12 protein-coding genes are annotated in these 13,566 nt (G+C 72.5%); 9 read left to right on the forward strand and 3 right to left on the reverse strand.

Features of this window, described 5'->3' with window-relative positions; all coding sequences use genetic code 11:
• Nucleotides 1-315: 315 nt before the first annotated feature.
• The 8 genes from ACFVS0_RS10915 (at nucleotide 316) to ACFVS0_RS10950 (ending at nucleotide 10,237) form a co-directional block, all read left to right on the forward strand.
• On the forward strand, nucleotides 316-1,008 hold the full coding sequence (locus ACFVS0_RS10915; protein WP_430564532.1) for a DUF624 domain-containing protein: 693 nt from the start codon (nucleotides 316-318) through the stop codon (nucleotides 1,006-1,008).
• 32 nt (nucleotides 1,009-1,040) lie between these two features.
• Nucleotides 1,041-2,588: an extracellular solute-binding protein gene (locus tag ACFVS0_RS10920; protein WP_430585158.1), complete on the forward strand. Its 1,548-nt coding sequence runs from the start codon at nucleotides 1,041-1,043 to the stop codon at nucleotides 2,586-2,588.
• A gap of 87 nt (nucleotides 2,589-2,675) precedes the next feature.
• Entirely contained in the window at nucleotides 2,676-3,650 is a 975-nt protein-coding gene (locus ACFVS0_RS10925) for an ABC transporter permease (RefSeq protein ID WP_430551336.1), read from the forward strand.
• A complete protein-coding gene (locus tag ACFVS0_RS10930) occupies nucleotides 3,650-4,603 on the forward strand; it encodes a carbohydrate ABC transporter permease (RefSeq protein ID WP_430564534.1) in 954 nt (317 codons plus the stop codon). The genes ACFVS0_RS10925 and ACFVS0_RS10930 overlap by 1 nt, the downstream gene beginning before the upstream one ends.
• A gap of 1 nt (nucleotide 4,604) precedes the next feature.
• Entirely contained in the window at nucleotides 4,605-5,318 is a 714-nt protein-coding gene (locus tag ACFVS0_RS10935; protein ID WP_430564535.1) for a rhamnogalacturonan acetylesterase, read from the forward strand.
• Nucleotides 5,315-6,010: a DUF1961 family protein gene (locus ACFVS0_RS10940; protein WP_430587970.1), complete on the forward strand. Its 696-nt coding sequence runs from the start codon at nucleotides 5,315-5,317 to the stop codon at nucleotides 6,008-6,010. The genes ACFVS0_RS10935 and ACFVS0_RS10940 overlap by 4 nt, the downstream gene beginning before the upstream one ends.
• Nucleotides 6,007-8,703, forward strand: coding sequence for a Tat pathway signal sequence domain protein (locus ACFVS0_RS10945; protein ID WP_430587971.1), 2,697 nt, complete (start codon nucleotides 6,007-6,009; stop codon nucleotides 8,701-8,703). Before ACFVS0_RS10940 ends, ACFVS0_RS10945 begins: the two co-directional genes overlap by 4 nt.
• A gap of 175 nt (nucleotides 8,704-8,878) precedes the next feature.
• On the forward strand, nucleotides 8,879-10,237 hold the full coding sequence (locus tag ACFVS0_RS10950; RefSeq protein WP_430587972.1) for a uracil-xanthine permease family protein: 1,359 nt from the start codon (nucleotides 8,879-8,881) through the stop codon (nucleotides 10,235-10,237).
• Nucleotides 10,238-10,259: 22 nt separating this feature from the next.
• Here ACFVS0_RS10950 and ACFVS0_RS10955 read toward each other — a convergent pair whose 3' ends face one another.
• Complete coding sequence (locus ACFVS0_RS10955; protein WP_430551330.1) at nucleotides 10,260-10,895, reverse strand: LytR C-terminal domain-containing protein; 636 nt, start codon at nucleotides 10,893-10,895, stop codon at nucleotides 10,260-10,262.
• A gap of 61 nt (nucleotides 10,896-10,956) precedes the next feature.
• Nucleotides 10,957-11,253 carry a type II toxin-antitoxin system VapB family antitoxin gene (locus ACFVS0_RS10960; protein WP_380320948.1) on the reverse strand — a complete coding sequence of 99 codons (297 nt, stop codon included), beginning with the start codon at nucleotides 11,251-11,253 and terminating at the stop codon, nucleotides 10,957-10,959.
• A 205-nt stretch (nucleotides 11,254-11,458) separates the two neighbouring features.
• Between ACFVS0_RS10960 and ACFVS0_RS10965 the strand changes: the two genes are divergently transcribed.
• The gene (locus ACFVS0_RS10965; RefSeq protein ID WP_430587973.1) at nucleotides 11,459-12,760 is read left to right on the forward strand and encodes a glycoside hydrolase family 6 protein; all 1,302 of its coding nucleotides are present in this window, start codon (nucleotides 11,459-11,461) and stop codon (nucleotides 12,758-12,760) included.
• Nucleotides 12,761-12,792: 32 nt separating this feature from the next.
• Here the strand turns inward: ACFVS0_RS10965 and ACFVS0_RS10970 are convergent, their stop codons facing one another.
• Nucleotides 12,793-13,548, reverse strand: coding sequence for a class I SAM-dependent methyltransferase (locus ACFVS0_RS10970; RefSeq protein ID WP_430587974.1), 756 nt, complete (start codon nucleotides 13,546-13,548; stop codon nucleotides 12,793-12,795).
• Between the last annotated feature and the right edge of the window lie 18 nt (nucleotides 13,549-13,566).

A 13,566-nucleotide genomic window follows, 5' to 3' on the forward strand; every position in this document is an offset into this window, starting at 1 on the left:
TAGTCCTGGAGCCCGCGACGTAGTCGGATCCATCGCGAGGTAGTTCTGGCCGCGACGTCCTCGAGGTCTCGAACTACCTCGGCGAGTTCTGAACTACCTCGGCGCGATCGCGACTACCTCGGGGGTTCTCGACTACCTCGGCGCGATCGTGACCTCAACGTTGCAGACGCCTGTTGACGGGTGAAGTCCCGAGCCCTACGGTGAATCCATTCAACGCGGGGAATCGCTTTCCCGTACCGGGTCGACGACGCCGCCGTCCCGGAGGCTGACCGGGCCGACGACGTGTCCGGACATCGACGGAGATGGGACCGGGCCATGGCGCACGAGGGCACACGCGCGGACGCCGCGACCGCGGCGCGCACCGTGGCCTACGCCGACGGCGGCGCCCGGCTCGATCGGTGGTTCGGCTGGGTCGACACGCTGGCGTTCCTGGGCCTGCTCAACCTCCTCGTGCTCGCGGGCACCCTGGCCGGGGGAGCGGTGCTCGGCGTCGCGCCCGCGCTGGCGGCGGCGACCGTCGTCAGCCGCACGCGGCTGCGGGGCGACACCCAGCGCGCCGTGCGCGTCTTCGTCCGCACCTGGGTCTCCGGCTTCGGCCGCGCCAACCTCCTCGCGGCGCCGGGCCTGCTGGCCCTCGCGCTCACCGGCACGAGCCTGCTCCTGCTCGACGACGCGCCCACGGTGCTGCGCGTCGCGCTCGCCGTCGTCGCCGGCCTCGGCGTGGTCCACCTGCTGCTCTCCCTGACGATGGACGCCCACTACGACCTGCGCCGCGGCGACGTGCCGCGCCTGGCCTGGGCGTTCCTGCTGCGCGCCCCCGGGGCGCCCCTCCTGCTCGCGGCGACGACGGCGCTGGTCGGGGTCGTCACCGCGTTCGTGCCCGGACTCCTGCCCGTCGTCTCGATCGGCGCGTGGGCGTACCTGTGCACGGCCCTCTGCCTGTCCTTCTACGCCGCCAACGACCGCCGCCTCGGCGACCCGGCGGCGACCCTCCCCCTCGACGAGTGAACGACGACGTGCACTCCGACGAAAGGAACAGCATGCGCACACGACGGCTGGCCCCTCTGGCCCTTCTCGCGGTCGGGAGCCTCGCGCTCTCGGCCTGCGGCAGCGGCGGCTCCGGCGACGGCGGCGACGGTGGTGGCGGCGAGGCGCTCGACTCGCTGTCCATCATGGCGCCGTACTTCTCGACGACGCCGCCCGAGGACGACGACCCGGTGGGCGCGAAGCTCTCCGAGCTGGCGGGCCTGGACCTCGACATGCAGTGGGTGCCCAACGCGGAGTACGGCGACCGCACCAACGTGGTGCTGGCCGGCGACGAGATCCCCGACGTCATGGTGATCCAGCAGAAGAGCCAGGGCTTCGTGCAGACGGCCGAGGCCGGCGGCTTCTGGGACCTCACCGAGCACCTGGCCTCGGGCGACTACCCGAACCTCGTCACGGAGAACCCGGACGTCCAGGAGGCGTCGAGCGTCAACGGCAAGGTCTACGGCGTGTACCGGGCCCGCGACGTCGTGCGCACGTCCATCACGATCCGCAAGGACTGGCTGAAGAACCTCGGCCTCGAGGAGCCCACGAACACCGACGAGCTCATGGCGCTCGCCAAGGCGTTCACCGAGGACGACCCCGACGGCAACGGCAAGGACGACACCTACGGGATGATCATCCCCGCCTGGGGCGCGTCGATCGGCACGGGCAGCCCGTACGACGCGATCGAGACCTGGTTCGGCGCGGGCAACGTCTGGAAGGAGGACGGCGGCCAGCTCGTCCCGTCGTTCACCACCCCGGAGTGGAAGCAGGCGCTGGAGTACGAGAAGCAGCTCATCGAGAACGGCTACGTCAACAAGGACTACGCCACGCGGGACGGCTCCACGCAGTGGAACGAGCCGTTCGTCAACGGCAAGGGCGGCATCATCATCGACGTCCAGTCGCGCGCCTCCCAGCTCGCGGGCCTGTTCAAGGAGGCGGACCCGAAGACGTACGACCAGTTCGTCGCGCTCCAGGGCAACATCGCCGGCCCGAACGGCGACTTCGCGCTCCCGACGCCCGGCTACAGCGGCTTCCTCGCGGTCCCGAAGGCGTCGGTGCAGACGGAGGACCAGCTCGAGCAGGTGCTCACCGCGCTGGACAAGCTGGCCGCCAAGGACGCGCAGATCCTCGAGAACAACGGCATCGAGGGCGACAACTTCACGGTCGACGGCGAGTTCGCCGTCTTCGACACGTCGAAGCAGGACTACACGGACCTCGTCTCGGGCTCGTGGGCGCAGATCGGCACGAACATCGCCGGCTACGAGGCGTACAAGGCCAAGCCCGAGACGGAGTTCGACGCCGAGCTCGAGCAGGAGCGCATCGACCTGCAGGCCAAGGACCTCGAGAGGGCCGTCTTCAACCCGGGGGCGGCGCTCGTCTCCGAGACCTACATGACCAACGGCGTGCAGCTCGACCAGGTCATCGCCGACGCCCGCATCCAGTACATCAGCGGGCAGATCGACGAGGCGGGCCTCGACGCCGCGATCGCGCAGTGGAAGTCCAGCGGCGGCGACGCCGTGACCGCCGAGATGAACGAGCTCTACGGCCAGCTCGGCTGATCCCCTCCCGGCGCGGGGCCGGCCCGTCGGCCCGCCCCCGCGGGCCCTGCGGCCCGGCCCCGCGCCCCGTCCGAGAAGGAGGCTGCGATGACCGCCGTCGTCGACGTCGAGCAGGCCGGCACCCCCGTGCCCGCCGCCCCTCCCGCGCCCCGCCGGCCGCACCGCGGCTGGGCTCGGGTGGTGCGCTACCGGTGGCTGCTGGTGATGCTGCTGCCGGGCATCCTGTACTTCCTGCTGTTCCGCATCTGGCCGATGTGGGGCGCGCAGATCGCGTTCAAGAACTACGTGCCGTTCCTGGGGATCCAGGGGTCCGAGTGGGTGGGCTGGCACCACTTCCAGGAGTTCTTCTCCAACCCCGACTTCCCGCGGCTGCTGGGCAACACGCTGATCCTGGCGGCGCTGAGCCTGTTCGTCGCGTTCCCGCTGACCATCGTGCTGGCGCTGCTGCTCAACGAGGTGCGGCTGTCGGTGCTCAAGCGCACGGTGCAGACGCTGGTCTACATCCCGCACTTCCTGTCCTGGACCGTGGTCGTGTCGCTGACCGCGCTGCTGTTCGCGATCGGTACGGGCCCGCTGTCGTCCTTCCTGGACGGGCTCACCGGCACCGAGACGAACTACCTCGCCGACCCGGACTGGTTCCGGCCGCTGATCCTGCTGCAGACCGTCTGGAAGTCCACCGGCTGGGGCACGATCATCTTCCTCGCCGCCCTGGCCAGCGTGGACCAGGAGCAGTACGAGGCCGCCGTCATCGACGGCGCGGGCCGCTGGCAGCGCACCTGGCACATCACCCTGCCCGCGATCCGCCCGACGATCATCGTCATGCTCATCCTGCAGACCGGGGAGATCCTCAACACCGGCTTCGAGCAGATCTACCTGATGTCCAACGCGCTCAACCGCACCGTCGCGGACGTGTTCGACACGTACGTGTACTTCACCGGCATCCAGCAGGGCGCGTACTCCTACTCCACCGCGGTGGGCCTGTCGAAGGCGATCGTCGGGCTGGTGCTGATCTTCGGCACCAACTGGCTCGCCAAGCGCTTCAACCAGCAGGGGATCTTCTGATGGCCACGACCGAGACCGTTGTCCCCGCGCCCGCGCCCGTGCCGACGCCCCGCGCCCGGCGGGCCTCGAAGCCGTCCACCCAGCACCAGCGGTTCAACACCCGCGCGGGGCGGGCGTTCGACGTCGTCAACGTGGTGCTGCTCGTCGCCGTCGGGCTGCTCGCGCTGCTGCCGTTCCTGTACGTGCTCGCGGGCTCGTTCGCGACCGAGCTCGAGATCACCACGCGCCCGTTCTTCCTGTGGCCGCGCGAGTTCACGACCGACTCCTACGCCTCGATCCTGTCCTCGGACGCGTTCGTGCGCGCCTTCGTCACCACCGTGCTGGTCACGCTGGTGGGCACGCTCGTCCAGCTCGCCCTGACGGCGCTGATGGCCTACCCGCTGTCGAAGGTCGACCTGCCCGGGCGGCGCACCATCATGACCGTCGTCGTGTTCACGATGGTGTTCTCCGCGGGCATGATCCCCACGTTCCTCGTGGTCAAGGAGCTCGGCCTGCTCGACTCCTACTGGGCGCTGATCCTGCCCGCGGCGATCAACCCCTTCAGCCTCATCATCATCAAGAACTTCTTCCAGCAGCTGCCGCAGGAGCTGGAGGAGTCCGCCAAGATCGACGGCGCCCACGAGCTGCAGATCCTGCGGCACGTGGTGGTGCCGCTGTCCAAGCCGGTGCTCGCGACGTTCGCCCTGTTCTACGCGGTGGGGATCTGGAACGACTACATGTCCCCGCTGCTGTACCTGAACGACCAGGACATGTGGACCCTGCAGATGTTCCTGCGGCAGGTCACCGCGTCGGCGTCGATGTCCGCGCAGGACATGGGCACCGAGCTGCCCCCGCCCGCGCAGGGCATCAAGTTCGCGGTGGTCATCGTGGCCACCATCCCCGTGCTGCTGGCCTACCCGTTCCTCCAGAAGCACTTCGCCAAGGGAATGCTCATCGGGAGCGTGAAGGGCTGACATGACCATCCACCTCGCGGGCGACTCGACCGTCGCCCCCACCGACCACGGCCGCACCTCCGGGTACGCCGCGATCCCCCTGCTGGGCTGGGGCGACGAGCTCGCCCCGTTCACCGGCGACGTCGTCCGCAACCACGCGATCGGCGGCGCCACCACGGCGTCGTTCCGGGCCGAGGGGCGCTGGGACGCGCTGCTCGCCGAGCTGCGCCCCGGCGACACGGTGGTGATCCAGTTCGGCCACAACGACCAGAAGCAGCCGGACGAGCTCGCCGCCGAGGGCGGATACACCGACCGGCTCGCGCAGTTCGTGGCGGAGGCGCGCGCGAACGGGGGGCGGCCGGTGCTGGCCACGAGCGTCGAGCGCCGCCTCTACGACGGCGACGGCCCCGACGCGCCGCTGCGCTGGTCGCACGGGCCCTACCCCGCGGCGGTGCGGACGCTCGGGCACGAGCTCGACGTGCCGGTGCTCGACCTCACGGCGTTCACGCGCTGGCTGTACGGGTGGCTGGGTCGCGACGCCTCGGCCGCGCTGTTCCCGCACGGCGCGGCCGCGGCGGACGGGCTTCCCGTCGACGACGCGCTGAGCAAGGACAACACCCACTTCACGACGGCGGGGGCGCGCGCCGTCGCCCGTTACGTGGGCGAGGCGCTGGCGTCGCTCGACGGGGTGCACGACGCCGAGGAGCCGCTCGGGGCGTGGGTGATGCAGCCGTGACGGCGCCCGTCGCCGGCCAGCACGTCACGGTGGCGGGGACCTACCGCAACGCCCTGGCCGACCCCGCCGACCTCGCCGGGTGGGTGGCGGAGGGCCCGGTCGGCGTCGAGCACGGCGACGACGGCCTGGTGCTGCGCAGCACGGCCGACGAGGCCGCGCTGGTGGCCGACGGCCGCGGGGACCACGCGCACGTCACCTACTGGTGCCCGGAGGTCTTCGCGGCGGACGTCGAGATCTCCTGGGACTTCCGGCCGTTGGCCGGCGACGGCCTGGCGATGCTGTTCTTCGCCGCCACGGGCACCGACGGCCGCGACCTCTTCGACCCGTCGCTGGCCGAGCGCACCGGGTTCTACCCGCAGTACCACTCGGGCGACGTGTCGACGCTCCACGTGAGCTACCTGCGCCGCAAGTGGGCGTCCGAGAAGCGGTTCCGCACCTGCAACCTGCGCAAGAGCCCCGGCTTCCGCCTCGTCGCGCAGGGGGCCGACCCGCTGCCGGGCCCCGACGACGCCGACGGCCCCTACCGGGTGCGCGTGACCAAGCGCGGCGCCGACGTCGCCTTCGCGATCGACGACCTCACCCTCTTCACGTTCCACGACGACGCGCCGCTGGGCGCCGGCCGGATCGGCTTCCGGCAGATGGCCCCGCTCGTCGCCCACTACCGCAACCTCGAGGTGACCCCGCTGTCATGACCACCGCTACCGCCGTCCACACCGCCGACCCCGCCGACGCCCCGCGGGCGGTCGACGTCCCGCTGCGCTGGCTCGACGACGTCGCGCCGGACCTCACGGTCGGGGGCGTCACCTGCGGCGTCCCGTTCCGCCCGGGCGCGGTGCGCGACGCCGCGGCGCTCGCCGTCGTCGACGCCTGGGACCGCACCGTCCCGGCGCAGACGTGGCCGCTCGCGACGTGGCCCGACGGCAGCGTGAAGTGGTCGGGCGTCGCGCTCGGGGCGGCGACGCCGCCCAGCGCGTCGTACCGCGTGGTCGCCGCCGAACCGGGGGACGCGCAGGACGGCACCGGGCCCGCCGTCACGGTGACGGAGCACGCCGACGAGGTCGTCGTGGACACCGGCGCGTGCACGGTGGTCGTGGGGCGTTCCGGGCCGGACGTCGTGCGGTCCGTGCGGGTACGGGGCGCGGAGGTGGCCCGCGCGGGGCGGCTGGTGTCCAGCCGCCAGGACCGGCCGGAGCCCGACCACCGGGCGCGGCGCGGGTCGGTGGGCGTGGTGCGCGACGTCGTCGTGGAGCAGGCCGGCCCGGTGCGCGCCGTCGTGCGGGTGACGGGCGCGCACCGCGACGTCGACCGCGCCCACGAGGACGGCGCGCCCGCCTGGCTGCCGTTCACGCTGCGGCTGGTGCTCGCGGCCGGGGCGCCGACGTTCCGGCTGGTGCACTCGTTCGTGTGGGACGGCGACCCCGAGCGCGACTTCCTGTCGTCCCTCGGCCTGCGCTTCGACGTCCCGCTGCGTGCCGCGCCCTACGACCGGCACGTGCGCCTCGCGGGGGCGGACGGCGGGCTGGTGCGCGAGGCGGTGCAGGGGATCACCGGGCTGCGTCGTGACCCGGGCGAGGAGGTGCGTGCCGCGCAGGTCGCGGGCCGCGCCACCCCGCCGCCGGAGGAGTGGGACGAGAGCGTCTCCGGGCGCCTGCGGTGGGTGCCGACCTGGGAGGCCTGGTCGCTGCGCCAGCTCTCCGCCCACGGCTTCACGGTGCACAAGCGCACCGCCACCGACCGGCCGTGGATCGACGTCGCGCAGGGCACGCGGTCCGAGGGCCTGGGCTACCTGGGGGACACCGGCGGCGGCCTGGCCGTGGGGCTCACCGGGTTCTGGCAGTCGCACCCCACCGGGATCGACGTCGAGCGCGCGACCTCCGACGTCGGCTCCCTCACGACCTGGCTCTGGTCGCCCGACGCTGCGCCGATGGACCTGCGCTTCTACCACGACGGCCTCGGCCAGGACACGTACGACGACCAGCTCGACGCCCTCGAGATCACCTACGAGGACTACGAGCCGGGGTTCGGGAACGCGCACGGCATCGGCCGCACGCACGAGCTCACCGTCACCGCGTTCGCCTCCACGCCCGACGCCGACGCGCTGGCCCGCCTCGCCGCGGGCACCGCGGCCCGGCCCCAGCTCGTGCCCGCCCCCGAGGCGCTGCACGCCGCGCGCGTGCTCGGCGACTGGGACCTCGTCGACCGGGGCACCCCCGAGCGGGCGGCGCTGGAGGACCGGCTCGCCACGATGCTCGACTTCTACGTCGGACAGGTGGACCAGCGGTCCTGGTACGGGTTCTGGAGCTACGGCGACGTCATGCACGCCTACGACCCCGACCGGCACGTGTGGCGCTACGACGTGGGCGGCTACGCCTGGGACAACTCCGAGCTGTCGCCGGACCTGTGGCTGTGGACGTCGTTCCTGCGCACGGGCAGGGCCGACGTCTTCCGGCTCGCCGAGCGCATGACCCGCCACACGGGGGACGTGGACGTCTACCACGCGGGCCCCTGGCAGGGCCTGGGCAGCCGGCACAACGTGCAGCACTGGGGGTGCAGCGCCAAGCAGGTGCGCATCTCGACGCCGGCCTACCGGCGGCCGCACTACTTCCTCACGGGTGACGAGCACACGCGCGACCTGATGCTCGAGCTGCGCGACTCCGACCGGAGCTTCCTCGGGCTCGACCCGACGCGCAAGGTGCGGCCCGACGCCGCGACCTACCGTCCGCGGCCGGAGGCGCTCGCCGTCGGGCTCGGCACGGACTGGAGCGCCCTGGCCGCCACCTGGCTCGCGGACTGGGAGACCACGGGGAACGAGCGGTCGCGCGACCGGCTGGTCGGCACCATGACCGACATCGGCGCGCTGAGGCACGGCTTCTTCACCGGCGAGGCGCTGTACGACCTGGGCACCGGCCGGTTTGCCACCGACCGCGACCGGGTGACCGTGTCGCACCTGTCCGCGGTCTTCGGGCTCGTGGAGATCTGCTCGGAGCTCGTGTCGCTGGTCGACGCGGGCCTCGTCGACGCGCCCGGCTTCAAGGAGGCATGGCTGCAGTACTGCCGCCTGTACCTCGCGACGCCGGCGGAGCAGGAGGCCGAGCTCGGCGTCGCGCCGTCGGGCACGAACCTCGAGCAGGCGCACTCGCGCCTCGCCGCGTACGCCGCGGCGCAGCTCGGTGACGACGCCCTGGCCGACGTCGCGTGGCGGGCCTACTTCCGGGGCGGGGAGTTCATGGGGGAGGAGGCCTTCCACCCCGTGCCGGTGCTGCCGCCCGAGACCCTGGTGCGGATCGACGAGGCACGGACGCTGTCCACGAACGACGCCGCCCAGTGCAGCCTCGCCACGATCCAGAACCTCGCGCTCGTCGGCCACCGCCTCCCGCCGAGGTAGCTCCGGTCCCGCCGAGGTAGTTCGTGACACCGTGTCACGAACTACCTCGGCAGGAGGTGAACTACCTCGGCGTCCGGCCAGTACGCTGTGCGGCGGCAATCTTCACCGGACGTTCACGGGCGAGCGACAGCGGTGAGCACGACGGCCCGCACGCGGGCCCGACGGACGGAGCACCATGAGCCTCGGCTGGACCAAGCACGGTGACGGCAGGCACGTCGCCCCCGGCGACGTCGTCGCACCCGACGAGCGGCTGAGCTGGCCGCGCACCATCGGCATCGGCATGCAGCACGTGGTGGCGATGTTCGGCTCCACGTTCATCGTGCCGCTGATCACCGGGTTCTCGCCCGCGACGACGCTGTTCTTCTCGGCCATCGGCACGGCGCTGTTCCTGCTGATCACACGGAACCGCCTGCCCAGCTACCTGGGGTCGAGCTTCGCGTTCATCGCCCCCATCACCGCGGCGACGGCCTCGCACGGCGAGTCCGTGGCCGTGGGCGGCATCCTCGTCACGGGCGTCGTGCTCGCGGCGATCGGCGCGCTGGTGCACTTCGCCGGCGCCCGCTGGATCGACGTCGTCATGCCGCCGGTCGTCACCGGCACGATCGTCGCGCTCATCGGCCTGAACCTGGCGCCGGCGGCCTGGGGCACCTGCACGGAGTCCGTCGTGGACGGCGAGATCGTGCAGGCGTGCGACAGCGGCTTCCGCGCCGCGCCGCTCACGGCGACGATCACGCTGGCGGCGATCATCCTCGTCACCGTGCTGTTCAAGGGCATCATCGGCCGCCTGTCGATCCTGGTCGGCGTCGTGATCGGCTACGTGGCGGCGCTGCTCCAGGGCCAGGTGAACTTCGCCGAGGTCGCGAAGGCCGGCTGGTTCGGCTTCCCGCACTTCGTCACGCCGTCGTTCGACCCGGCGGTGCTGGGCCTCTTCGTGCCCGTGGTGCTGGTGCTCATCGCGGAGAACGTGGGGCACGTGAAGTCGGTCGCGGCGATGACCGGCAAGAACCTCGACGACGTCGCGGGCCGGGCGCTTTTCGCCGACGGTCTCGCGACCACGTTCGCGGGCGTCGGCGGCGGCTCCGGCACCACGACCTACGCCGAGAACATCGGCGTCATGGCCGCGACCCGCGTGTACTCGACGGCGGCGTACTGGGTGGCGGCGGCGACGGCGCTGCTGCTGTCGATGTCGCCCAAGTTCGGCGCGCTCGTCGCCACGATCCCCGCGGGCGTGCTCGGCGGGGCGACGACGATGCTCTACGGCATGATCGGCATCCTCGGCGCCCGCATCTGGGTGCAGGGCAAGGTGGACTTCGGCAACCCGGTGAACCTCACCACCGCCGCCGTCCCGCTGATCATCGGCATCGCGAACTTCACGTTCGCCGCCGGCGACCTCACCTTCGAGGGCATCGCGATCGGCACCGCGTCCGCGCTCGTGATCTACCACGGCATGCGCGCGATCGCCCGGTGGCGCGGCACCGGCCAGGAGCCGGCCTCGCCGGCGTCGGCCCCCGCCGCGGCCGACGTGACGGACTGACGTCCGCCCGGGTGGCCCGGCCCTACTTCTTGGGCAGGGTCACCTGGGGGATCGGCGTGATCTCGTCGGCGGGCTCGCACCCCTCGGCGTCCTTCATCGGGGTCTCGGCGTCGAGCAGCACGCTGTCCTCGCTGAGCGGCGGGCTGTACTCCTCGCCGACCAGGAGGTCGACGGTGTTGCCCTTGCGGTCGTCGAGCACGAGGCGGACGTCGGGGTACTGGGCCGCGAGGGTGTAGGCACGGGTGATGCCCTTGGTGCCGAAGCGCACCTCCGACTGCCCCAGCTGCTCCACCCAGTTGCCGGTGTCGACGATGTTGAAGCCGCGCTCGCTGAGCACGTCCTCGTTCGCGCCGGCGAGGGGCTCGCTGCCGTCGGCGGCGTTGTAGACGCGCACCTTGACCTTGGAGTACGCCACGGGCAGGGCGCCGTCGGGCTGGCCCTTGACCTGGGGCAGGCACGGCTCGGGCTGCGGGGCCTCGGCGACGGGCGTGTGGATGGGCCGCGAGAACGGCGAGCTGAACGCGCCCGAGTACATCGCGGCGGCCGCCAGGCCCGCGAGCAGCAGGAACGCGATGATGAGCCCGAAGACCACGGCCTGCCGCTCGTGCTCGCGCTTGCGGCGCGTCTCGCGGACCGGGTCGGGGGCAGGTGATGTCACGCGAAGAAACTACCCGAGTTCGCGGGAACGTTCGCGGGAGCGCCGCCGGTCGTGGCGGGAGTCACCGGAGCACGAGGACCCGGGCGTGCAGCACGGGCCGCTGCTGGAGCGCGGCCCGCACGGCGCGGTGCAGACCGTCCTCGAGGTACAGCACGCCCTGGTACTCGACGACGTGGGCGAAGAGATCGCCGAAGAAAGTGGAGTCCTCCGCGAGCAGGTGGTCGAGGTCCAGCGTGCGCTTGGTGGTGACGAGCTCGTCGAGCCGTACCTGGCGCGGCGGCACGTCCACCCAGTCCTTGGCGGTGACGTGCCCGTGGTCGGGGTAGGGACGGCCGTCCCCCACGGCCTTGAAGATCATGGCTGCCATCGTAGGGGTGGGCCTGTGACCGGCCGTCTCGTTGCCTCGCGATACGGACACGATCCCGTCACGATCCCGTCACGGGCGCCCGGCGGGGCCGCGACGCGTGCCCACCCTGGCCTCGGTCGGAACCCTGTGGCACGCTGGGACCGACAGCAGCGTGGGAGCGCTCTCATCGCGCGGGCGCCGATCAAAGGAGATCGCCGTGGTCCTCGGTTCCTCTCGTCGTCCCTCCAGCCCGACGGTCCGGGCGGTCGCCGTCCTCGCCGCGGCCGCGGGTCTCGCCCTGGGCGGGCTCTCGGCGTCCGCGGCGCCGCCACCGCGGCCGGACCCGCAGCTGTGGGTGGACCCGGACAGCTCGACGATCGGCCACGTCGAGGAGCTGGGTCTGACCGGGGACGCGCGCGACGACGCGCTCGCGCTCGCGGGCGTCCCCACGGCGACCTGGTTCACCGGGGGCACGCCGCGCGAGGTGAGGCAGGACGTCAAGGACGTCGTCGTGCACGCGCACGCCGACAAGGCGGTCCCCGTGCTGGTCGCCTACAACCTCCCCTTCCGTGACTGCGCGCAGTACTCCGCGGGCGGCGCCACGTCCCTCGCGGAGTACACCGCGTGGATCGACGGGTTCGCACGTGGGATCGGGAACAAGCGGGCGGTCGTGGTCCTCGAGCCGGACGGGCTCGGCATCATCCCCTGGTACACGACCGTCGAGGGGAACCAGGAGTGGTGCCAGCCGGAGGAGGCGGACCCGGCGACGGCCGCGGCGGAACGGTTCACCATGCTGCGCCACGCCGTCGACACCCTCGGCGCCCTGCCGGGCACGAAGGTCTACCTCGACGCCGGCAACAGCAAGTGGCTCAACGTGGGCGACAACGCCGACCGGCTCCTGAAGGCGGGCGTCGAGCGCGCGGACGGGTTCTTCCTCAACGCCTCGAACTACCAGTACACCGAGAACTCGGTGGCGTACGGGCGGTGGATCTCGTCGTGCCTCGCGCTCGTCACCCAGGCGGGCGGGGCGTTCGGCGACTGCGGGAACCAGTACTGGAACGGCGGCCCCGCGAACGGCTGGTCGGGCGTGGAGATGTCGCCGTACGGACGGTGGTCGGCCGACGCGGCCGACCCGGCCCTGAGCACGGCCGGCGTCGACTCCCGGTACGCCCAGCAGCTCGGTGACGTGCGGGCCACGACGCCGTTCGTCGTCGACACGTCGCGCAACGGGTTGGGGCCGTGGGATCCGGCGACGTCCGAGAACGTGTACGCGGACGCCGAGGACTGGTGCAACCCGCCCGCGCGCGGTCTGGGCCTGCGGCCCACGCTAAACACCGGCGAGCCGCTGGTGGACGCCTACCTGTGGATCAAGGTGCCGGGGGAGTCCGACGGCCAGTGCTTCCGCGGCACCGGCGGGCCGCTCGACCCCGAGCGCGGCACGGTGGACCCGCCCGCCGGGCAGTGGTTCGTGGAGCAGGCGGACGAGCTGGTCGAACTCGCGGTGCCCGCCCTCACCTGAGCGGGCCGCCCGGGGCGCGGCCGGGGCCCGGGCTACCGGCGCAGCTCCACCAGGTGCCGGGCCGAGTGCGCGACGAACGGGCCGTCGGCCACGATCCGTTCGTGCAGGTCGCGCAGCTCGGTCCGGTAGGCGTCGACGGTGAAGCCCGGCACCATCCACACCACCTTCCGCAGGAACCAGACGACGGCGCCGACGTCGTGGAACTCGATCCGCAGGCGTTCCGCCCGCAGGTCGACGAGCTCGAGCCCGGCCGCGCGGGCGGCGGCCGCCTCGTCCTGCGGGTCGCGGCCGCGCCGGACGTCCTCGGGCTGGGGGCCGAGGAAGAGCTCGACGAGCTCGAAGACGCTCGCGGGCCCGACGTGCTGGGCGAGGTAGGCGCCGCCCGGGCGCAGCACGCGGGCGATCTCCGCCCAGCGGGGGACGACGGGGTGCCGGCTCGTGACGAGGTCGAACGAGGCGTCGCCGAAGGGGAGCGGCGACTCGTCGTCGTGCGCGACCAGCGCGATGCCGTGCGGGTGCAGCCGCGCGGTCGCCGCCGCGACGTTCGGGGGCCACCCCTCGGTGGCGACGAGGAGACGGGGGAGCGACGGCGCGGCGGCCAGCACCTCGCCCCCGCCGGTCTGCAGGTCGAGCGCGGCGTCGACGGTGCCCAGTCGTTCGTGCAGGAGGCGGGAGTACCGCCAGCTCGGGCGCTCCTCCGTGGCGCGGCCCTCCAGCCAGGAGAAGTCCCAGCCGGACATCGGTGCGGCGTCGGCCTCGGCGACGAGCTCGTCGAACGTGCGGTCCATGCCGCACATCCTGCCCAG

Source organism: Isoptericola sp. NPDC058082, assembly GCF_042885055.1.
Lineage (GTDB): Bacteria > Actinomycetota > Actinomycetes > Actinomycetales > Cellulomonadaceae > Isoptericola.